The organism is Nocardia anocheti (genome assembly GCF_029675105.1).
In the GTDB taxonomy this organism is placed as follows: domain Bacteria; phylum Actinomycetota; class Actinomycetes; order Mycobacteriales; family Mycobacteriaceae; genus Nocardia.
This window is the reverse complement of the sequence record NZ_JAQQFV010000002.1, coordinates 49339-68661: the sequence shown is the minus strand read 5'-3', so window position 1 is coordinate 68661 and position 19323 is coordinate 49339. Positions and strand designations below refer to the sequence as shown.

Sequence of the window (19323 nt, the reverse complement as noted above, 5' to 3'; positions counted from 1 at the left end):
CCAGAGATGTACCAGTGGTCCGACGAAGACCTGATGTTCCGTGAGGCCGTGCGCGGGTTCATCGCCAAGGAGATCACCCCGCAGGTCGACCAGCTGGAGAGCGGGGCGCTGCCGCCGTTCGACATCATTCGCAAGATGTTCGCCACCTTCGGGATCGACGAGATGGCGCGGGACGGGCTGGAGAAGGCGCTGGCCCGGGAGGAAGCGGGCGACAGCGGGGCCGGGAAGTCGAGTGGGGGACTCAGCGGGGCGGGCAGCATGGGGGTGGTGCTCAACAGTGAGCTGGCCGGGGTGAGCCTGGGGCTGGTGGCCTCGATGGGGGTCAGCCTCGGGCTCGCCGCAGGCACCATCCGCAGCCGCGGCACCCTCGCGCAGAAGAAGCGCTGGCTGCCCGACCTGGTCACCATGGCCAAGGTCGGCGCGTGGGCCATCACCGAACCGGACTCCGGGTCCGACGCCTTCGGTGGGATGAAGTCCTATGTGCGTCGCGACGGCGAGGACTACATCCTCAACGGGCGCAAGACCTTCATCACCAACGGCCCCTACGCCGACGTCACCATCGTCTACGCCAAGCTCGACGAACAGGACGGCACCGACCGCCGCGACCGCAAGGTGCTGGCCTTCGTGCTGGACAAGGGCATGCCCGGTTTCGTGCAGAGCCCGCCGTTCAAGAAGATGGGCATGAACTCCTCGCCCACCGGCGAACTGTTCTTCGAGAACGTCCGCATCACCCCCGACCGGCTGCTCGGCGAGACCGAGAACGCCGCCAAGGGCGACGGAAAGGACAGTGCCAAAGAGTCTTTCGTGGTCGAGCGCATCGGCATCGCCTCGCTGGCGCTGGGCATCATCAACGAATGTCACCGCCTGTGCGTCGATTACGCCAAGTCCCGCACACTGTGGGGCAAGGAGATCGCGCAGTTCCAGCTCATCCAGCTCAAGCTGGCCGAGATGGAGATCGCGCGAATCAATGTGCAGAACATGGTGTTCAACGCCATCGAGCGCACCGCCGCCGGTGACAAGGTGACCCTCGCCGAAGCCTCCGCCATGAAGCTCTATTCCTCGCGCGCCGCCACCGAGGTCGCCATGGAGGCCGTGCAGCTCTTCGGCGGCAACGGCTACATGGCCGAGTACAAGGTCGAACAGCTCGCCCGCGACGCCAAGTCGCTGATGATCTACGCGGGCTCCAATGAAATCCAGGTCACCCATATCGCCAAGGGCTTGACCGCCGGATAACACCCCGCCCGCATTTTCGCAGGTCGAAGCGGGTGGAAAGCTCGTATACTACGAAGATGCGGGCCTCTCGGAAGGCTGTCTGCGGCGCCGTGGTCACGGCTGCCGCGGTTGTCGCTCTCGCGCCTTCGGCGTCGGCCACCCCGGCGTCGGGGGTGACGGTCGAGCCGCTGGCGCAGGTCGACGTGAGCGCCTTCAGCCCCTTCGCCGCGCTGCCGAGTGTGTTCACCTTCCGGCGCATCACCCTCGCGCCCGGGGGCACGCTCGGCTGGCACTATCACGACAACACCGTCCTCGCCTTCGTGACCGCCGGGCAGGTGACCCGCTACGAGGCCGACTGTGTGGCGACCACCTATGCCGCCGGTCAGGGCCTGTCCGAGACCATCGGGCCCGACCACGTGCACGTCGGCCGCAATCTCGGGACAGCGCCCGCCGTGCTCTACGTCGCCTACCTCAACCGCGTCGGGGAACCGCTGTTCGTCGACGCGCCCGCACCCGACTGCCCGTAGCCGCTCAGCCCACGTGGGTGAGCTTGTCGGGATTGGTGACCGCGTAGATCCCCTGGACGCGCCCGTCGGTCACCTCCACGATGATCGCCGCCAGCGGCGCGCCGGTATCGAAGATCAACGCGGACGCGTCGCCGTTGACGGGACGGTAGCGCACGTCGTAGGGCTGGTCGATACCCGCCGCGACGGCGTTGAACAGGGCGGCGACGCGGTCACGACCGCGCACGGGGCGCAGGCTCACGGCGGGGCCCTTGCCGCCGCCGTCGGTCCACAGGGTGACCTCGGGGGCGAGGACATCGAGCAGGGCGGTGAGGTCGCCGCCGAGCGCCGCCTCGACGAAACGCCGCGTCACCTCGGCGCGGGTGTGGTCGTCGGTGGGGTGCCGTGGCCGCCGGGCGCGGACGTGCTCGCGGGCGCGATGGGCGAGCTGACGCACGGCGGCGGGGGAGCGGCCCAGCATCTCGGCGATCTCGGTGTGGGAGAAGGCGAATGCCTCGTGCAGGACGAAGGTCGCGCGTTCGAGCGGGGACAAGGTTTCCAGCACGACGAGCAGGGCCATCGAGAACGTCTCGGTCCGCAGGACCGGCTCGGCGGCATCCGGTTCGGTGAGCAGTGGTTCCGGAAGCCATTGGCCCACATAAGTTTCCCGTCGTCGCTGCACCGTGGCGCGTCTGGCCAGTGCCGCGTTGATGGCGATCCGCACCAGGTAGGCACGCGGATTGTCCACGTGCCGTTCGCTGTTCGACGTCCAGGCGAGCCAGACGTCTTGGAGCACGTCCTCGGTGTCGGCGACCGAGCCGAGCATGTTGTAGACGATCGAGAACAACAGTTCGCGGTGGCCGAGATAGCGCGTGGTCGGGCTGTCGGTCATGGTGCCTCCTCGGGTGTCTCCATCTTGGAGTGATCGCGGCCACGAAACGTGACATCGGCGCGCCATGGGATGGATCACCTCCGCGCGATGTCACAGGCCGTGGTCGCGGCGCCCTCTTCGTTGACGACCATCCCCGAGGAGGAGACCGCTCATGACAACGACACCACAGAACAAGGGACGCGACCGCCGCTGGTTTCTCGGCGCGGCGGCCGCCACCGGCGTAGGCATCGCCGGGATCGCCACGGGCGCACAGTTTCTCGGCTCCAGCGGCACGTCCGACGCGGGACCGCGAACCCGCATCCGGGACGTGCGGGTGTTCGACGGCACCACTGTCACCGAGCGGGCCGAGGTCGTCGTCCAGGGTGGGGTGATCGTCGCGGCGGACGGCCCGGCCGAGCTCGAGATCGACGGCATCGGCAACACCCTGCTGCCCGGCCTGATCGACGCCCACACCCACGTCTTCGAGGGCAGCCTGGCCGAGGCCCTGCGCCATGGCGTGACCACCGAACTCGATATGTTCTGCCCGCCGCGGATCCTGCCCGAGCAGCGCCGCCTCGCCGCCGCCCGCGACGACCTCGCCGACCTGCGCAGCCCCGGCACCCTCGCGACCGCGCCGCACGGGCACCCCAGCCAGCTGCTGTCCGCGCTGGCGAGCAGCGGGCGCCCCGACCTGGTGCGGGCCGCCGCGCCGTTCGACACCGTCGCGGGCCCGCAGGACGCGGCCGCCTTCGTCGCCGCCCGGGTCGCCGAGGGCGCCGACTACTTCAAGATCGTCATCGACGACGGCGCCACCCAGGGCACCGCGCTGCCCGCCCTCGGTCCCGAGACTGTCACCGCGCTCACCCGCGCCGCGCACGACCAGGGACTGCGCGTCATCGCCCACGCCATCACCGCCCGTGAAGTGACCATCGCCCTCGACGCCGGAGTCGACGGATTCGGCCACGTCTGGGCAGACCTCGCCGACGACGCCACCACCCGGCGCCTGATCGACCGCGTGCGCGACCAGGGCGCGTTCGTCATCAGCACCCTCGCCTACTTCGAGGCCATCGAACAGCAGCGCGCCGCCGACCACGCGGGCCACGGCACCTTCGCCAACGCCCTGCGGGTGGCCCGCGCGCTGCACGAGGCGGGCGTCCCGCTGCTCGCTGGCACCGATGCGACCCCGTTCGCCCCCGCCCACGGCTCGGGCCTGCACCGCGAACTGGTCCTGCTCACCGAAGCGGGATTGTCACCGACCCAGGCGCTCGCCGCGGCGACCAGCCTGCCTGCCCGGCACTTCGGGCTCGGTGACCGCGGCCGGATCGCGCCGGGCCTGCGCGCGGACCTGCTGCTCGTCCACGGCGACCCGACCCGAGATATCGCCGCGACGCAGTCCCTGGCCGAGGTCTGGCGGCGCGGCGTCCGGCAGAAAAGGACTTCCTGACGGAGCTGTTTGTGCTCGGCGCGACCGGGCATACGCCAGTTACGGGGCGCGCTACCCGGCGTGTCGCGAAAGTTGTTACCGAACAGGTGAGTTCCATGATTCTTCTCGGCGCAATTCTCCTCATCGCCGGAGTCGTCTTCGGCATTTCGCTGCTCAGCACCATCGGCGTCGTGCTGCTGGTGATCGGGCTCGTCCTCGTCCTCGCGGGTTCCGTCGGTCGTCCGGTCGGCGGCCGTAGGCACTACTACTGACCGCGGTCGGACCTGACCACGTAGGAGGACATCATGCCGGTCAATACCACCCGCATCCTGTCGATCATCGTGCTGGTCTGGCTGCTCATCGGCGTGATCGCCGCAGCTCAGCGCGGCTATTTCACCGACAGGGACCAGAACTGCGCCACCCTGGGCACCCTCGCGGTGACCACGATCGCAGGCCCCCTCAACTACCTGGGAGTCAACCCGAAGGTCGACAACTGCGACCTACCCGCCCCCAGCGAGTAGCCCGCGCGCTCCGCCCGTCGACGCCGCGACCCGAACCCTCGGGTGGTCGTGGCGTCGGCGGGCGTTCGCGTCTCATTCCCCGAAGCATGCCGCGGCGCCGCCGGTGCTGAACGTGTCGGCGCCGCAGTAGGCGGTGTTCGGGTAGTACGGCCCCATCGTCGTGGCCGGGTCGCTGCCCGAATCCTGCGACGCCTGAATCGAATTCGGATAGAAGGCGGGGCTCGGGATCATATTGCGCAGGAACAGGACCTTGTCCACATCGGTGCTGCCCCAGGGGATCACCGTGACGGTCGGGTCGAGATCTCGCGGCAGATCCTCGGGCGCGCCGAGGACGTAGGTGTAGTAGCCGGAGCCGTCCAGGGCGGTCTGGAAGTCGGCGGCGCAGGCCACGGCCGGGTAGGGGGAGCGCAGGTCGTTCTGACACATCGACCAGTAGCGGACCTGGGTCGCGTCGGTGGGGGACTGGCCCGCGCGGGTGTCCGGGAAGGTCGGTGCCTTGCCGCGTACCACCACCAGTCGGCCCGGCTGATGACTCAGGCGGGTGCCGACGTACTTGTTGTCGCCGTTCGGGAACAGGCCCGAGGTGCTGGCCGGGTTGTTGAAGACGGCCTCCGGGGTGTTGCCCGGGAAGGCGCCCGAGGCGGCACCGGCGATCACACGATCGAACGCGTCCTTGGCGACGTCGGCCACCGGGCCGGTATAGGTGGACGGGTCGAAGGGCTGCGCGCACGGCTGGGCGGGGACCTCGGCGCCCGCGATTCTGAGCGTCACCTCCGGCAGCGGAACCCCACCGCTGAGCGAGGACGGATCGTCCGGCACATACACCCGCACGATCACGAACCCGATCGGCGACCCCTGCCCACTCGCCACCGCCCGCAACTGATTGCGGCTGTGATCGGCGGGCCCGTTCACCAACGTGGCATGCCACTTCTTCTGGTCCGCGGGCAGCGAGGCGGCAGCGGCGTCCACGAACGGATTGGCACTGCCCGGATCGGGCACGATCTGGTCATCCCTGAGGGTGTCGACCGTATCCAGATCGGTTCCGTAGGTGTTCAGCGAGAAGTACCGCGCCGCCGCGTACGTCCCCGACAACTCGATCGAATCCCCGGCCCCCAACGCGTACGGCATCAGCCAATACGTCGAATTCGCATCGGGGAACGCCACATTCAACACCGTGCTGTTCGACATGAACCGCCACGCGCACACCGGCGAATCCGGCGGACCCGCCGAAGCGCTCCCACCCACCCCGAGCCCCGCCAGCACCAAGGCCAGCACACACCCCGTCCGCACGATCCAGGCCACCACCGAGCCCATGTCGATCCCTTCGCCACCGAGTCGAAGAACCCACCGGTCCACACACACGGCCGGTCGCCGGATCAACATAGCCCCACCACGGCGAGATTCGGAATCTCGCCCGTAGGTGTCGCTGTGGTGGGATGAGGAGATGACACGTCAGGGGGACATGGCCGCGTCCGGCGCCGCCGCGAAGACCGCGGCGATCCTGTCGGCGGTAGCCGCCGGTGCGTGCGCGGTGCTGGCGTTCCTGGTCGCCGCTGTCATCGGCAGTCTCGAGGACGCGGTCGGTGATCGGTCCGGGACGAGTATCGCGGTGGCGGTGGTGCTCGAGGTGCCGATCATGATCTGGTTGGCCGGTTCGGTGGCGATGATGTTCCGTCAGCGGGTAGGCCGATGGATCGTCGCGGTGTTCACCGGCATCGCGACCTTCAGCGCACTCTCGCTCGCAGTGGCAGGAACTCCGGCAACCAGGCCCTGGGCAGCGTGCGCCACCGTCGTGTTCGGCACCATCCTCGCCCTGACGACCAGCCGCTCGACCGGCCGCTGGATGACCTGAGGTTACGGCCGGGCGCCGACGGATGCCGGGCCGCGACCTGCGGACTCCCCGCGGACTGAGCAGGTCGGTTGACCTGCGAAGTCGGCGCGGTAGGTCATCGACCCGCGCCGATGGAGTGCCCCCACAGGGACTCGAACCCTGACTTGGCGGATTTTAAGTCCGCTGCCTCTGCCAATTGGGCTATAGGGGCGTCCGGGACAGCCTAGCGACTCGTACGGGTGTACCGGAATCGTGTCGGTTTTCTCGGTCGGACCGGCGTGTCGCGGGGGAGCACGCCGGGGCGGCCGGGCTGTCTCGAAGTGCTGGTCAGGTGATGTCGGGGGTGGATTTGCCGAGGACGGAGTGGCGGCGGCCGTAGGCGAAGTAGACCACGAAGCCCAGGGCCATCCAGATGATGAAGCGCAGCCAGGTGTCGACCGAGAGGTTGACCATGAGCCACAGGCAGGCCAGGACGGCCAGGATGGGGACGAACGGGACCCAGGGGACGCGGAAGCCGCGGGGCAGGTCGGGGCGGGTGCGGCGCAGCACGATGACGCCGATGGAGACCAGCACGAAGGCGAACAGGGTGCCGATGTTCACCATCTCTTCCAGGGTGCCGAAATCGACGAAACCGGCCAACACGCAGCAGATCACGCCGACGATGGCGGTCAGGCGCACCGGGGTGCCGCGCGAGCCGGTGTGGGCCAGCCAGCGCGGCAGCAGACCGTCGCGCGACATGGCGAACAGCACGCGGGTCTGGCCGAGGAACAGCACCATCACCACGGTGGTCAGACCGGCCAGGGCGCCGATCGAGATGACGTTCTTGGCCCAGTCCACGCCGTGGATGGCGAAGGCGGTGGCGAGGGTGGCGTTGTCACCGGCGAGGTCGGTGTAGGGCACCATGCCGGTGAGCACCAGGGTGACGGCCACGTAGAGCACGGTGACGATGAGCAGCGAGCCGAGGATGCCGCGCGGCACCGCCTTCTGCGGGTTCTTGGTCTCCTCGGCGGCGGTGGCGACCACGTCGAAACCGATGAACGCGAAGAACACCAGGCTGGCCGCGGCGAGCAGGCCGTACCACCCGAAGTTGCTGTCGCCCGCGCCGGTGACGAAGGAGAACAGCGACTGGTGCAGGCCGCTGGCGCCGTCCTCGGCGGGCTGTGACGGCGGGATGTAGGGGCTGAGGTTGGACGCCTTGAAGTAGGTGAGGCCCAGCACCAGCACCAGCGCGATGACGCCGAGCTTGATCGCCACCGCGATCGCCGAGACCCGCGAGGACACCTTGGTGCCGATGGCCAGCAGCACGCCGAGCACGGCCAGCAGCGTCACCGCGCCCCAGTCGAAGGTCACCGAACCCCACTGCACGGTGGCGGATTCGAAGCCGAACACGGTGCCCAGGTACTGCGACCAGCCCTTGGCGACCACCGAGGCGGCCAGCGCGAATTCCAGGATCAGGTCCCAGCCGATGATCCAGGCGACCAGTTCACCGAAGGTGGCGTAGGAGTAGGTGTAGGCGCTGCCCGCGACCGGCACCGTCGAGGCGAACTCGGCGTAACAGACCGCGGTGAGGCCACACGCGATGGCGGCGAAGACGAACGCCAGCGACACCGACGGCCCGGCCACATTGCCCGCGGTGCGCGCGGTGAGGGTGAAGATACCCGCGCCGACGACGACGGCGACACCGAAGATCGTGAGGTCCCAGGCGGTGAGGTCCTTGCGCAACCGGGAATCGGGGTCGTCGGTGTCGAGAATGGATTGCTCCACGGATTTGGTGCGGAACAATCCGCTCCCGCGGCCGGATGTCCGGCGCGCTCCTGGGGTGGCTTCCGGTGTCGACACGGTGTTTCTCCTTCTCGTACAGAACGTCTTCGTGGAATACCCGGGCCGGGTCAGTGCACGCCCTGCATGTGCCGTTTGATCCAGGGGGCGATGGCCACGACGACCAGGCCCGCCGCGATGGCGGCGGCGCCGCTGATGCCGAAGTACGCGGTCTCGTTGTCGGGGCTGTAGTAGCGCGCCAGCGTGCCCGCCATCGAGGTGCCGATACCGACCGAGAAGAAATACAGCGCCATCATCTGCGAGCGGAACGCCTGGGGCGCCAGATGCGTGGTGACGGCCAGGCCGATCGGGGAGAGCAGCAGTTCCGAGATCGCGAAGCCGCCCAGGATGGCGAAGACCGCCAGCACCGGCACCGTCTTGCCCTCGAAGCCAGACAGCAGCGCGAACAGCCAGAACGCGATGCCCATGCCGATCACGCCGAGCGCGAACTTGATCGGGGTGCTCGGCGCCCGGTTGCCCAGCTTGGTCCACATGAGCGCGAACAGCGGCGAGAGCGCGATGATCCAGACCGGCTCGACCGAGCCGATCCAGCTCGCGGGGGCCTCCCAGCCGAAGATGCGCCAGTCGATGCGCTCGTCGGAGTAGACCGCGAGCATGGTGAACATCTGCTGGAACAGCGACCAGAACACCGCGTTGGCGATGAACAGCGGGATGAACGCGCGCACCCTGGTGCGTTCGATCGGGGCCACCTTGGGGCTGGTGAGCATGACCGCGAAGTAGACGATCGAGGCCACCACGATGACGCCGGTGGTGACATCGGAGAGGTTGTCCAGGGTGATCAGCCCGACGACGATGGCGATCACCACCACCACGGCGGCGACCGCGACCCCGATCAGCACCGGGGTCAGCTCGCGGCGGGTGATGGGATTGGCGACCTCGCGACCGTGGGTGCCCAGGTTGCGGCGGAAGACCACGTACTGGGTCAGGCCCAGCGCCATGCCGACCGCGGCGGCGGCGAAACCGGCGTGGAAACCCCACTCGCGCTGGAGCAGGCCGGTGAGCAACGGGCCGGTGAAGGCGCCGATGTTGATACCGAGATAGAACAGCGTGAAGCCGCCGTCCACGCGCGCGTCGGCGGGGGCGTAGAGGGTGCCCAGCAGCGAGGACGCGTTGGCTTTGAGCGCGCCGCTGCCCAGCGCGACGAGCACCAGACCGACGCCGACGCCGCTCAGTCCGGGTAGCACGGCCAGCGCGATGTGGCCCGCCATCACCACCACGCCGCCGTAGAACACGGTGCGTTCCATACCCAGCACCCGGTCGGCAATCCAGCCGCCGAGCACCGTGGACAGGTAGACCAGGCCGCCGTAGGCGCCGACGATGCCCAGCGCGGTGCCCTGATCCAGGCCGAGTCCGCCGTCGGTGGTGGAGTAGTAGAGGTAGTAGCCCAGGATGGTGAGCATGCCGTAGAAGGAGAAACGCTCCCACAGCTCGACTCCGAAGAGGTTGGTCAACCCGATCGGATGCCCGAACAGGGTGTGTTCGGCAGCCGCGTCGGCCGGGTCGGGCTGGTCGCCGAGCCGGGTTTCTTCCGTGGACATGTGGAAAACGATCCCACGTCCGAACGGGGTACAGCAATTTTCCCGCATCTTCGCGATTCGGCGTGCCGTACGGGGCGCGCGCGGAAATCTCACCCGGCGACGCCCGCCGCGACGAATTACCCTGGAGAGGCCGGACTCCCGCGACGGACGAGGAAGATCAGACGTGCTGACAGCCGAGGTGACCGTGCCGGTGCCGCCGGAGCAGGCCTTCGCGGCCCTGGCCGACGGCTCGCTCTACGCCAGCTGGGTGGTGGGGGCCTCCCACATCGGCGAGGTGGACCCGGGCTGGCCCGCCGTCGGCAGCCGCATCCACTACCGGTTCGGCCTGTGGCCGGTGCTGATCAGCGACACCACGGTGGTGCGCGCGATCGATCGACCGTATCGGCTGGAGCTGGAGGCACGGCTGTGGTCGGTCGGCTCGGCCGCGATCGAGCTGACGCTCACCGAGGCGGTGCCCGGGCAGACCACCATCCGGATGATCGAACGGGCGGTGCGTGGGCCCGCGCGTTTCGTGCCGGGACCGGCCCAGGATCTCGTCTTCGCGATGCGCAATCAGGAATCGCTGGATCGGCTGGCGAATGTGATCAGGGCGCGGGCACGCCATTCCTGAACGGTCCCGACGCGGCTCGTTCGGGTGCGCGGAATTCGGACGTGGCATTCGCGCCGCAAACCCCGGAAGACGCTGTGCGGGAAGGGGTCAGCGCCGCGCGGCGTCGACGGTGTTGTCGGCGGTCAATCGGTAGACGGTGCGTTCCAGCGTCGGCAGGATCTCGGTGCTCGGCAGCGCGCCGGTGGCGAAGCGGCCGATCAGCGCGAGCACCATATTGCCCAGGATCAGCCCCAGATCGTGCAGGTAGCCGGGGTCGATATCGCGCAGGGCGACCGCCGCGGCGGGGAGGACGGCGGCCAGGCCCTGGCTGTCGAGACGTTCGCCGCCGGGGCCGGTGCGCGCGTAGTGGTAGGCCTCGAGCATCCGGGGGTTGCGTTCCCACGGCTCGAAGACGGTGCGCAGCACGCGATTGAGGCAGTCGCGCACGGATTCCTCCGGGCCCGGCACGGTGACCTCGGCGTAGGTGTTCACCTGCATCCACTGTTCGAGCGCGGCGATGATCAGCTCGTCCCTGGTGGGGAAGAGCCGGTAGATCTTGGCCAGCGACACGTGCGCGCGCGCCGCTACCGCGCGCAGTTGGACGGCTTCGTAGCCTTCGGCGTCCAGTAGATCCAGGACCGCCGCGATGATCTTGGCCGAAGCGTCCGAATCTGGTCCCTTTCCCACGAGTGAATGGTAGCGTCGCGCAGCGGTAACACTGTTACCGCAGGACGGGGTCGGTGCACGCCCCGTCCGTCACCGCGCATCTCCTAGCGAAAGGCGGCCCCGTCCGGGGTCGACGACAACTCCATGACTTCCTCGTTCTCGCGCACCGTCCGCCGGTGCGGCGTCCTCGCCGCCGCGCTGCTGACGATCCCGCTCGCCGCCGCCGTGCCCGCGGCCGCCGACTCGCCCGTTCGCACCGCCGACTGCCTGCCCGGCTCCCTTCCCGAACCCGGCCTCCAGGGTGACGTCCCCGCCGCCGACCGCGACAGCGGCCGCAGTCGCGCGGGCTACCACTGCAATATCCGCCTGCTCGGCACGTCCCCGGGTCGGGGCGGCGGCATCACCTCGGTCACCTTCGAGCACTGCGCCTACATCGGCACCTTCTTCCCCGGCAACCTGCTCGGCCCGGAACAGGGGGTGCGGGTGCTCGACGTCAGCGATCCGGCCGCGCCCGCGCACACCGCGACGCTCACCGAACCGGCCATGTTGGCGGGGACCTGGGAGAGCCTCAAGGTCAACGCGGCCCGGAAACTGCTGGTGGGCACCGGTGTTCCGGCGCTGACCGGGGCGGGGCTGCTGTCGGTCTACGACATCTCCGACTGCGCCCATCCGCGCCTGCTCAACCCCGGCCCCGGCTCCGATCTCGCCCTGCCGCTGCCCATCACCGCGCACGAAGGGGGTTTCTCGCCCGACGGATTCACCTACTGGAGTTCGGGTGTCGCGCCCGGGCTGCTCAGCGCGGTGGACCTCACCGATCCCGCGCGGCCACGGGTGATCTGGCAGGGGATTCCCGGATTGTCCATGCACGGTTTCGGATTCGCGCCCGACGGCGATCGGATGTATCTGGCCAACAATATGGGCGGGCTGAAGATCCTCGACGTGAGCGCGGTACAGCGCCGCGACAGCGACCCGCGGGTGCACGAGCTCGCCGACATGCCGTGGACCGACGGCTGGGCGACCCAGCACGCGGTGCCGGTCAGCTACGGCGGGACGCCGCACGTGTTCGCCGTGGACGAGGCCGGGTCGGGCGGGGTGAAACTCATCGACGTCTCCGACGACCGGCATCCGCGTCAGGTCGGGGCGATCGAACTCGCGATCAATCTGCCCGAGCATCAGGACAGCATGGTCGCCTCCGCCTCGGGCGGCTCGCTGTTCGCCTACGACGCGCACTACTGCGCCGCCGACCGCCCGGTCGATCCCACCGCGCTGGCGTGCAGCTGGACCTCGTCGGGTATTCGGGTCTTCGACGTGCGCGACCCCGGTGACATCCGCGAGATCGCCTACTTCAACCCGCCCGCCCGCACCGGCGAGAACGCCGAGCTGTGGAACTCCCCGCACGCGCTGGCCTCGATCATCGGCCCGCCGCTGCTGGCCGCGCCCACACTGGCCCAGACCATCCTGTCCGGACAGTTCGATCCCGCGCAGGCGCTCAGCTCCCGCACCGGCACACTGGCTTTCGGTGACCTGTCCACCGACTGGTGCTTCGCGCCGCCGGAGTGGCGCGGCAACCAGCTGTGGACGGCCTGCGCCGACAACGGATTCCTCGCGATGGAACTCGCGCCCACCGTGTACACGCCACCGGACGATCAGCGATCGACCACCGGATCATGAAGGCGCCCCGCGTGTTCCGGCTGCTCGCGCAGGCCGCGCTGGCCGTGCTACTGCTCGCCATGGGCGCGGCGCTGCGGCCGCTGATCTCCACCGCCGCGCCCGCGCCGGTGCTGACCCAGACCGAGATCGGCTTCGTCCAGGACATGGTGGCCCACCACAGTCAGGCCCTCGTGCTGGTCCAGCGTCTCGACCCCGACGCCGGGCCGGGCGTGCTGGCACTGGCGACCCAGATCGCCGACGCGCAGCGCACCGAACTGGGCATGCTGCTGGGCTGGCTGCGCCTGGCCGACGCGCCGGTGACCAATGCCGCGCCCATGTCGTGGATGCCCTCGGCCCACCACGCGCCCGAGTCGCACGACACGGGCATGGCGACCGCCGCCGAACTCGACGAGTTGTCCGCCGCGCGCGGTACCGCCGCCGAGGTGCCGTTCCTGCGCCTCATGCAACGCCACCACTACGGCGGGTTGCGGATGGCCGCCGCCGCGGACGGTCTGCTGGTCGACGGTGAGGTGAAGCGGGCCGCCCGCGACATGATCACCGGCCAGGGCCGCGAGGCCGGACTGCTCGGAATGTTGCTCGCCCAGCGCGCGAGCTGATCGAAACCACTGGGCCGCTGGCCCGTTCCCTGATGAAGGTTGTTGTGCCATGTCGACATTCACTCGCCGGTCACTGCTGACCGGTGCCGCCGCGCTGGGCCTGGGCCTGGCCGTCAGCCCGCGTGCCGGTGCCCGTCCGCGCACGGGCGTCGTCCCACTCACCCGCGAGGACCGGCGCGTGGTGGTGATCGGGTCCGGCTTCGGGGGCGGGGTCACCGCCCTGCGGCTGGCGGAAGCGGGCGTGCCGGTGCTGCTGCTCGAACGCGGAAGGCGTTGGGCCACCGGGCCGAACGCGCAGACCTTCCCGCACGCCACCCAGCCAGACAAGCGCATCCTCTGGCATCGTTCCGATCCGATGCTGTTCGGTCGGCCGATGCTGTTCGAACCGTATACCGGTCTGGTGGAGGCGGTTCCGGGCGCGGGCATGACGGCGCTGTGCGCGGCGGGACTCGGCGGCGGATCGCTGATCTACCAGGGCATGTCGCTGCAACCCACGCGCGAGGTGTTCGAGGCGCACTTCCCGGCCGGGCTGGACTGGGGGCTGATGGACCGGGTGCACTATCCGCGCGTGGCGCGCATGCTCGGCCTGGCGACCGCTCCCGATGAACTCATCGAGACCGAGAACTACGCGGCGGCGAGGATTTTCGCCGATCGGGTGCGGGCCGAGGGGTATCCGCTGTCGAAGATTCCGATGCCGATCGACTGGAACTACGCGCTGGCGGAACTGCGCGGGGAGATGGCGCCGTCCTACACCAACGGGGACGGGGCGATGGGGGTGAACAACGGCGGCAAGCACTCCGTCGACGTCACCTATGTGGCCGCCGCCGAGGCGACCGGGCTCGTCGAGGTGCAGACGCTGCACGAGGTGACCGAGCTGGAACGCGCCGCCGACGGCCGCTGGGTGGTGCACGTCGACCGGGTCGACCTCACCGGCACCGTCCAGGAGACCAAGATCATCACCACCGGCACCTTGGTGCTGGCCGCGGGCAGCCTCAACACCACCCGGCTGCTGGTGCGGGCGGCGGCCAGGGGTCAGATCACCGACCTGCCCGACGAACTCGGCCGAGGCTGGGGCACCAATGCCGACCGCATCTACGTGTGGCACGACCCGGCCGCCGGATTCGGTGCGGCCCAGGGCGGGCCGGTGGTGTACGGCAGCAAGAACTGGGACGATCCGCAGCACGCGTTCACCGTCATCCAGGCGTCGATTCCGCCGGTGTCGCTGGACGCGGGGTCGACCATGCTCGTCGGCTACGGCGTCAGCGACGGGCGCGGCGAGTTCGTCTACGAATCGGGCAGCGACACCGCGACCCTGCGTTGGCCCGGTGACGGCGACCGGGTCATCCAGGAGGGCCATATCGACCCCGCCGTGCGGCGCATCGCCGGACCGGGCAGCACGCTCCTGGACACCAATCTCGCCTTCCCGTCGACCTGGCATCCGCTGGGTGGGGCGAACATGGGCACCGTGTGCGATCTGGACGGACGCGTGCTCGGTCAGCGCGGGCTCTATGTGCTCGACGGGGCGCTCATGCCGGGCAATACCGCCGCCTGCAATCCGTCGATGACGATCGCCGCCGTCGCCGAGCGGGCGCTGGACAATCTGGTCCGCACCGACGTGGGCACCATCATCTGAGGGGTTCCGGCGCGCCGGGAGTGGGCGCGCCGGACCGTGGCTCAGCCCGCCGAGCCGGGGATCGGCAGGAACCAGGGCAGCAGGCCGGAGCCGGTGTTGGGGCGGGGCGCGCCCGAGCCGAGGTCGGCGTCGAAGGAGCCGGTGCTGCTGCCCAGGTCGGCGTCGACCGACCCGGCGCCGCTGCCGGTCGGCGGGCCGACTTCGACCGAACCGGACGGGAAGAGGTCCCAATCGGCGCCGCCTGCGGCATGGGCGGCGCCGCCGGTGGCGAGCAGGGCGGCCGCGGCGAGCGTGGTCAGCACGCCCGCCCGGGTGAGGGATGTGGATACGGACACGGGTGATACCTCCGAGCACTTCGCTGTGATAGCACCCAGACGGTAACTGAAATATGTGGATTTCACACCAGATCGACCTGGTCGGACTAGGTCGACGCGGACCCGCGCTGCCCCACTTCCATCTGCACCCGGTACCGATCCGACCGGTACCAGCTGTGCGTGTGCTCGATCGGCACCTCCGCGCTGAAGGACACCCGGTCGAAATGCAGGACGGGGGAACCCTTCTTGACGCCGAGCAGCGCCGCGACCCCGGACTCGGCGCCCTGGGCGTCGACGGTCTGCACCGCGCGCTCGATCGGTCGGCCGTAGCGCTCGGCGGTGGTCCGGTAGATCGAACCGGTCAGGTCGTGCGCGATCAGGCCGGGGACGAGTTCGGGATTGAACCAGGCGTCGTCCACGCTGACCGGGTCCTCGTCGGCCAGCCGCAGTCTGCGCACGTGATAGGCGCGCGCGCCCTGCGGCAGCCGCAGCGCGCGGGCGGTGGCCTCGGGGGCGATGTCCTCCTCGGCGACGAGCACCAGCGTGGTGGGGTGGTGACCCAGCGCGCGCATCTCCTCGGTGAACGAGGCCAGGTGCAGCCGCGACTGCACCGGTCGGTGCGCGACGAAGGTGCCCTTGCCGCGCACCCGCACCAGATAACCCTCGTTGACCAGCTGACCGATCGCCTCACGCACCGTGATCCGGCTGACGCCGTAGTCCTGCATGAGATTGCGTTCGCTGGTCATCAGGTCGCCCGGCTGGAGCTCCCGCGTGCACTTCTGCAGCAGGATCGCGCGCAGTTGCTCGTGCTTGGGCACCGCGCTGTCGCGCAGCGGTGCGGGCATGGGGGCGGCTCCTTCCCCTGATCGGCATGCCGGTACTGACTGGTCATGTCCGGCCGGTTCAGAATACGCGACCGGCGCCCGCCCGCCCAGGGCCCGTCAGCGGATGCCGGGCGTGCGCGGATCGGTGCCGATACACCCCAGGATGAGGCATCCGGGGGGCGCGTCGGCGAACGGGGCCTTGGGGGTCTCGCCCAGGCAGTCCAGGAAGTTGCAGCCGGGGTAGGCGTAGGGGCCCACGCCGAGGGTGCCGAAGAAGGCGTCGGGGCGCGCGATCATCGGATCGGTGACGCTCACATCCGGGGCCTGCTGGTACTCACCGGGGTCCGGCAGCACCGGGTCGCGGAAGGAATTGATCAGCGCGCGCATCACGCTGTGGGTGTAGTTCGAGGACGCGCCGGGGGTCGCGATGCCGGTCCAGTTCAGCACGAGTCCGAGGCTGGGCACGATGTAGCTGTCGTTGCGCAGCATGCCCGACATCTTCACCGCGTCCAGCGGCAGGCCGGGGAACTCCAGGCGGCACGGCTCGCCGTTGATGACGAACAGGAAGCCGTAGCACGGCATGCTCGCCGAGGGCGAGAGCGCCTGGCGCATGTAGTCCGCGGAGATCACCTGCCGGTCGTTCCAGCTGCCCCGATTGCCCACCAGCAGACCGAGTTTGGCGAAGTCGTCGGGAGGCAGCACCAGATGCGCGTGGCCGTAGGTGTTCCCGGCGCGGTCGCGGGCCCAGTAGTAGTCCGTGCGCGCGATGCCAAGCGGGTCGAACAGTTCGCGCTGGGCGAAGCTCTGGAAGTCCTCGCCGACGGACTGCTGGATCACGTAGACCAGCAGGTCCACCGCGCGCTGGCTGTAGCGGAACATGGTGCCCTGCGGACGTTCGATCGGCATGGCCAGGGCCTGGGCCACGACATTGGGGTCGAGCTGGGCCAGCCCGGTCGCGCCCTCGGCGGCCACGGCCACCTCCATCCCGGAGGACTCGGTGAGCAGATTGCGCACGGTGATCGCGCGGTGCGCGTCGTCACCGAGACCGGCGGGCAGGTAGGTGCCGATCGGTTCGTCGATCTTCAGCAGGCCCTCGTCGACGGCGAGCCCGGCCACCAGCGCCACCACGCTCTTGGTGCCGCTCCACAGGTTCCACGCCACCCCACCGGATTCGGCGTTGGTGGGGCTGCCCGCGATCAGGCAGTTGTTGCGGTAGAGCTGGATGTTGAAGCGCGTGGGGTCGATCGCCAGGTCCATCGCCGCGGCGACGCCGTCCGGGTCGAGCCCGACCGCGGCGGGCGTCGAGGTCTGCGGGGAGCGTCCCGAGCTCACCTCGCACCGTGCCGGGCTGGTCGGGTCGGCCTGCGCCGTGCCGGGCAGCAGCACTCCCGAGGTGAGCGCCAGCGCGGTGACCGCCGCTGCCACAACATGTTTCAGATAGCCGTACACGAAACCCTCCCGTTGAAGTCTCCGGGAGGGAATCGTGAACGGTCACGTTCTTGTTACGCGGCCTCAGCTGCCGTACGGCTGGCAGACCTCGATGGCGTCGTCCTTGGACGCGTTGAAGGTGTCGATCACGCCGTTGAGTTCGTCGGTGGGGGCGCGGCGGTCGAGAGTGTCGGCCAGGGTGTTGGTCTGGTCGCGGTAGATGCCCAGCGGGCCCGACAGATCCGAGATCACGTCGGGGGTCAGCTTGCGGTCGAGGTCCTTGGCGTTGTTGCGCAGGGTGGTGACCGCCTCGGTGGCCTTGGTGTCGGTGTCGGGCGCCCGGTTGTTGCTGGCGTCGATATAGGCGTTGAAGGAGGCGACCGAGCTCTTGTTGGCCGCGCGCAGGCCGTCGCAGGCGGTGTCGTTGGCCGCCTGGATCTGGGCCGCCTTCGACGATGCCGCCGCCGCCGAGGACGCCGCCACCTCGGAGGTGTACTGGGCGAGCTCGGTGACGTTCGCCTCCGGGTTGCCCGGTACCTGCGTCGAGCAGGCGCCGATCAGGATGACTCCGGTGGCGGTCGCCGCGAGCGCGGTGCCGAGGCCCACTCGTTCCAGTACCCGCATGGTCCTTCTCCTCCCTCAAGGATGTGCCTCTCGACCGTACTGGCTGTACCGGCGTGGCGTCAGCTCGCGGGGGCCAATTCGATGACCAACCGAGACGCGGCGCCGGGATGTCGTGCCCCGACGCCGCGTCGGTGGGTCACCGGCCGAGCATGCCGCGCATGGTGTCGATCTCGGCCTGCTGATCAGCGACGATGCTCGTCGCCAGCGCGCGGGCCTCGGCGTTGGTTCCGCCCGCGAGCTCGGTCTCGGCCATGTCGACCGCGCCCAGGTGGTGCTCGATCATCAGTTCCAGCCACTGCCGATCGAACTCGGCGTCGCGGGCGGCCTCGAGCGCGCTCATCTGGGCCTCGGTCATCATGCCGGGCATGTCGTGACCGCCGTGTCCACCCGCGCTGGGGGCCGGTTTCCCGAACCCGGTGAGCAACTCGGTGATCCGGGCCATCTCCGGTGCCTGTGCCTGTTCGACCTGCGCTGCCAGCGCGATGAGCTGCGCGTTCTGGGTGCGGCTCGGCACCAGCTGGGCCATCTCGACGGCCTGCGCGTGGTGCGGGTACATCATCTGGAGGAAGGTGACGTCCGCGTCGTTGAATTCGGCGCTGGCCGCGGCGGAGCTGGTGGTGGTCGGGGCGACCGTGGTCGGGGTGCCGCTGCCGAGGTCGTCACCGCAGGCCGTGGCGAACAGGGCCGTGGTGGCGACGACGAGAAGCAGTGCGCGGGTACGGGTGAGGGACATGGGTGATCCTCCTGGGGATTCGGGTGTGGGAACGAACAGGGCGGGCCGTGGGACGGCCGACCTGTCAGATCCGCAGAATCGCCAGTTGGGACAGGGTCAGGACGGTCCACGGCGGTGATCGCTCGCGCCTGCCCCGCCAGATCAGCAGCGCCGAACGCACGAGGGCGGCGCCGTCACCCAGGCGGTAGAGCAGGGTCAGCGTGAGGGCCGCCAGGAGCGCGACCAGGACGAAGACGCAGCCGTGGATTCCGGCGTGTTCGGCGCAGCCCGCGGCGCCGCAGTCGGTGTCGACGGGCGGGGCGTCCTCGGTGAGGACGGCGTGGTGGGCCGGTGCCGGATGCTCGGCGTGCGCGGTGGTGAAGACGGCCGAGTGCATGGCCACGATGCCGGTCAGCAGGATCAGCACGGCGAGGGCCCTGGCCAGGCCCCGCGACGGCGAACGCTGATCGTGCACGGCGGCCAGTCTAGCCCTCGGTCCGGAGATACCCCGACGCGGTAGGGGTAGTG

Annotated in this window: 21 protein-coding genes and 1 tRNA gene; 10 read left to right on the top strand and 12 right to left on the bottom strand. The window is 69.6% G+C overall.

Features of this window, described 5'->3' with window-relative positions:
* Positions 1-6 precede the first annotated feature (6 nt).
* Both QC180_RS04295 and QC180_RS04290 read left to right on the top strand, forming a co-directional pair.
* Positions 7-1233, top strand: coding sequence for an acyl-CoA dehydrogenase family protein (locus QC180_RS04295; protein ID WP_278261276.1), 1227 nt, complete (start codon positions 7-9; stop codon positions 1231-1233).
* 56 nt (positions 1234-1289) lie between these two features.
* Positions 1290-1739, top strand: coding sequence for a cupin domain-containing protein (locus QC180_RS04290; RefSeq protein WP_278261275.1), 450 nt, complete (start codon positions 1290-1292; stop codon positions 1737-1739).
* 4 nt (positions 1740-1743) lie between these two features.
* Here the strand turns inward: QC180_RS04290 and sigJ are convergent, their stop codons facing one another.
* The gene (gene sigJ / locus QC180_RS04285) at positions 1744-2607 is read right to left on the bottom strand and encodes an RNA polymerase sigma factor SigJ (protein ID WP_278261274.1); all 864 of its coding nucleotides are present in this window, start codon (positions 2605-2607) and stop codon (positions 1744-1746) included.
* 151 nt (positions 2608-2758) lie between these two features.
* Here sigJ and QC180_RS04280 point away from each other — a divergent pair, with 151 nt between their 5' ends.
* The 3 genes from QC180_RS04280 to QC180_RS04270 all read left to right on the top strand — a co-directional run bounded on the left by QC180_RS04280 (position 2759) and on the right by QC180_RS04270 (position 4530).
* Complete coding sequence (locus tag QC180_RS04280) at positions 2759-4030, top strand: amidohydrolase family protein (RefSeq protein WP_278261273.1); 1272 nt, start codon at positions 2759-2761, stop codon at positions 4028-4030.
* Positions 4031-4125: 95 nt separating this feature from the next.
* On the top strand, positions 4126-4281 hold the full coding sequence (locus QC180_RS04275; RefSeq protein ID WP_278261272.1) for a DUF6131 family protein: 156 nt from the start codon (positions 4126-4128) through the stop codon (positions 4279-4281).
* A 33-nt stretch (positions 4282-4314) separates the two neighbouring features.
* Positions 4315-4530, top strand: a complete 216-nt coding sequence (locus QC180_RS04270; protein ID WP_278261271.1) for a hypothetical protein — start codon at positions 4315-4317, stop codon at positions 4528-4530.
* Between the two features lie 72 nt (positions 4531-4602).
* Here QC180_RS04270 and QC180_RS04265 read toward each other — a convergent pair whose 3' ends face one another.
* A complete protein-coding gene (locus QC180_RS04265) occupies positions 4603-5844 on the bottom strand; it encodes a hypothetical protein (protein WP_278261270.1) in 1242 nt (413 codons plus the stop codon).
* A gap of 130 nt (positions 5845-5974) precedes the next feature.
* Here QC180_RS04265 and QC180_RS04260 point away from each other — a divergent pair, with 130 nt between their 5' ends.
* Complete coding sequence (locus QC180_RS04260) at positions 5975-6382, top strand: hypothetical protein (RefSeq protein WP_278261269.1); 408 nt, start codon at positions 5975-5977, stop codon at positions 6380-6382.
* A gap of 116 nt (positions 6383-6498) precedes the next feature.
* Here the strand turns inward: QC180_RS04260 and QC180_RS04255 are convergent.
* The 3 genes from QC180_RS04255 to QC180_RS04245 all read right to left on the bottom strand — a co-directional run bounded on the left by QC180_RS04255 (position 6499) and on the right by QC180_RS04245 (position 9738).
* Positions 6499-6572 (bottom strand) — tRNA-Leu (locus QC180_RS04255).
* A gap of 116 nt (positions 6573-6688) precedes the next feature.
* Positions 6689-8200: an APC family permease gene (locus QC180_RS04250; RefSeq protein ID WP_278261268.1), complete on the bottom strand. Its 1512-nt coding sequence runs from the start codon at positions 8198-8200 to the stop codon at positions 6689-6691.
* A gap of 50 nt (positions 8201-8250) precedes the next feature.
* Positions 8251-9738 (bottom strand): peptide MFS transporter, encoded by a 1488-nt coding sequence (locus tag QC180_RS04245; protein ID WP_278261267.1) that lies wholly within the window; start codon positions 9736-9738, stop codon positions 8251-8253.
* 163 nt (positions 9739-9901) lie between these two features.
* Here QC180_RS04245 and QC180_RS04240 point away from each other — a divergent pair, with 163 nt between their 5' ends.
* Positions 9902-10348: an SRPBCC family protein gene (locus QC180_RS04240; protein WP_278261266.1), complete on the top strand. Its 447-nt coding sequence runs from the start codon at positions 9902-9904 to the stop codon at positions 10346-10348.
* Positions 10349-10435: 87 nt separating this feature from the next.
* On the opposite strand, the gene QC180_RS04235 is transcribed toward QC180_RS04240, so the two are convergent.
* Positions 10436-11014, bottom strand: a complete 579-nt coding sequence (locus QC180_RS04235) for a TetR/AcrR family transcriptional regulator (RefSeq protein ID WP_278261265.1) — start codon at positions 11012-11014, stop codon at positions 10436-10438.
* A 123-nt stretch (positions 11015-11137) separates the two neighbouring features.
* On the opposite strand from QC180_RS04235, the gene QC180_RS04230 reads away from it, so the two are divergent.
* From QC180_RS04230 to QC180_RS04220, 3 genes are read left to right on the top strand one after another with little or no spacing between them, the layout of a single operon-like run.
* On the top strand, positions 11138-12664 hold the full coding sequence (locus QC180_RS04230; protein WP_278261264.1) for an LVIVD repeat-containing protein: 1527 nt from the start codon (positions 11138-11140) through the stop codon (positions 12662-12664).
* On the top strand, positions 12661-13260 hold the full coding sequence (locus tag QC180_RS04225) for a DUF305 domain-containing protein (protein ID WP_278261263.1): 600 nt from the start codon (positions 12661-12663) through the stop codon (positions 13258-13260). The genes QC180_RS04230 and QC180_RS04225 overlap by 4 nt, the downstream gene beginning before the upstream one ends.
* Before the next feature lie 49 nt (positions 13261-13309).
* Positions 13310-14893, top strand: coding sequence for a GMC oxidoreductase (locus tag QC180_RS04220; protein WP_278261262.1), 1584 nt, complete (start codon positions 13310-13312; stop codon positions 14891-14893).
* Between the two features lie 41 nt (positions 14894-14934).
* Here QC180_RS04220 and QC180_RS04215 read toward each other — a convergent pair whose 3' ends face one another.
* From QC180_RS04215 to QC180_RS04190, 6 genes are all read right to left on the bottom strand, one after another.
* On the bottom strand, positions 14935-15228 hold the full coding sequence (locus QC180_RS04215; RefSeq protein WP_278261261.1) for a hypothetical protein: 294 nt from the start codon (positions 15226-15228) through the stop codon (positions 14935-14937).
* Between the two features lie 86 nt (positions 15229-15314).
* Positions 15315-16052: a GntR family transcriptional regulator gene (locus QC180_RS04210; RefSeq protein ID WP_278261260.1), complete on the bottom strand. Its 738-nt coding sequence runs from the start codon at positions 16050-16052 to the stop codon at positions 15315-15317.
* A gap of 96 nt (positions 16053-16148) precedes the next feature.
* Positions 16149-17456 carry a serine hydrolase domain-containing protein gene (locus QC180_RS04205; protein WP_278261259.1) on the bottom strand — a complete coding sequence of 436 codons (1308 nt, stop codon included), beginning with the start codon at positions 17454-17456 and terminating at the stop codon, positions 16149-16151.
* An 87-nt stretch (positions 17457-17543) separates the two neighbouring features.
* Complete coding sequence (locus tag QC180_RS04200) at positions 17544-18083, bottom strand: hypothetical protein (protein WP_278261258.1); 540 nt, start codon at positions 18081-18083, stop codon at positions 17544-17546.
* Positions 18084-18219: 136 nt separating this feature from the next.
* Complete coding sequence (locus tag QC180_RS04195) at positions 18220-18816, bottom strand: DUF305 domain-containing protein (RefSeq protein ID WP_278261257.1); 597 nt, start codon at positions 18814-18816, stop codon at positions 18220-18222.
* A 64-nt stretch (positions 18817-18880) separates the two neighbouring features.
* Complete coding sequence (locus QC180_RS04190; RefSeq protein ID WP_278261256.1) at positions 18881-19270, bottom strand: DUF6153 family protein; 390 nt, start codon at positions 19268-19270, stop codon at positions 18881-18883.
* Positions 19271-19323 lie beyond the last annotated feature (53 nt).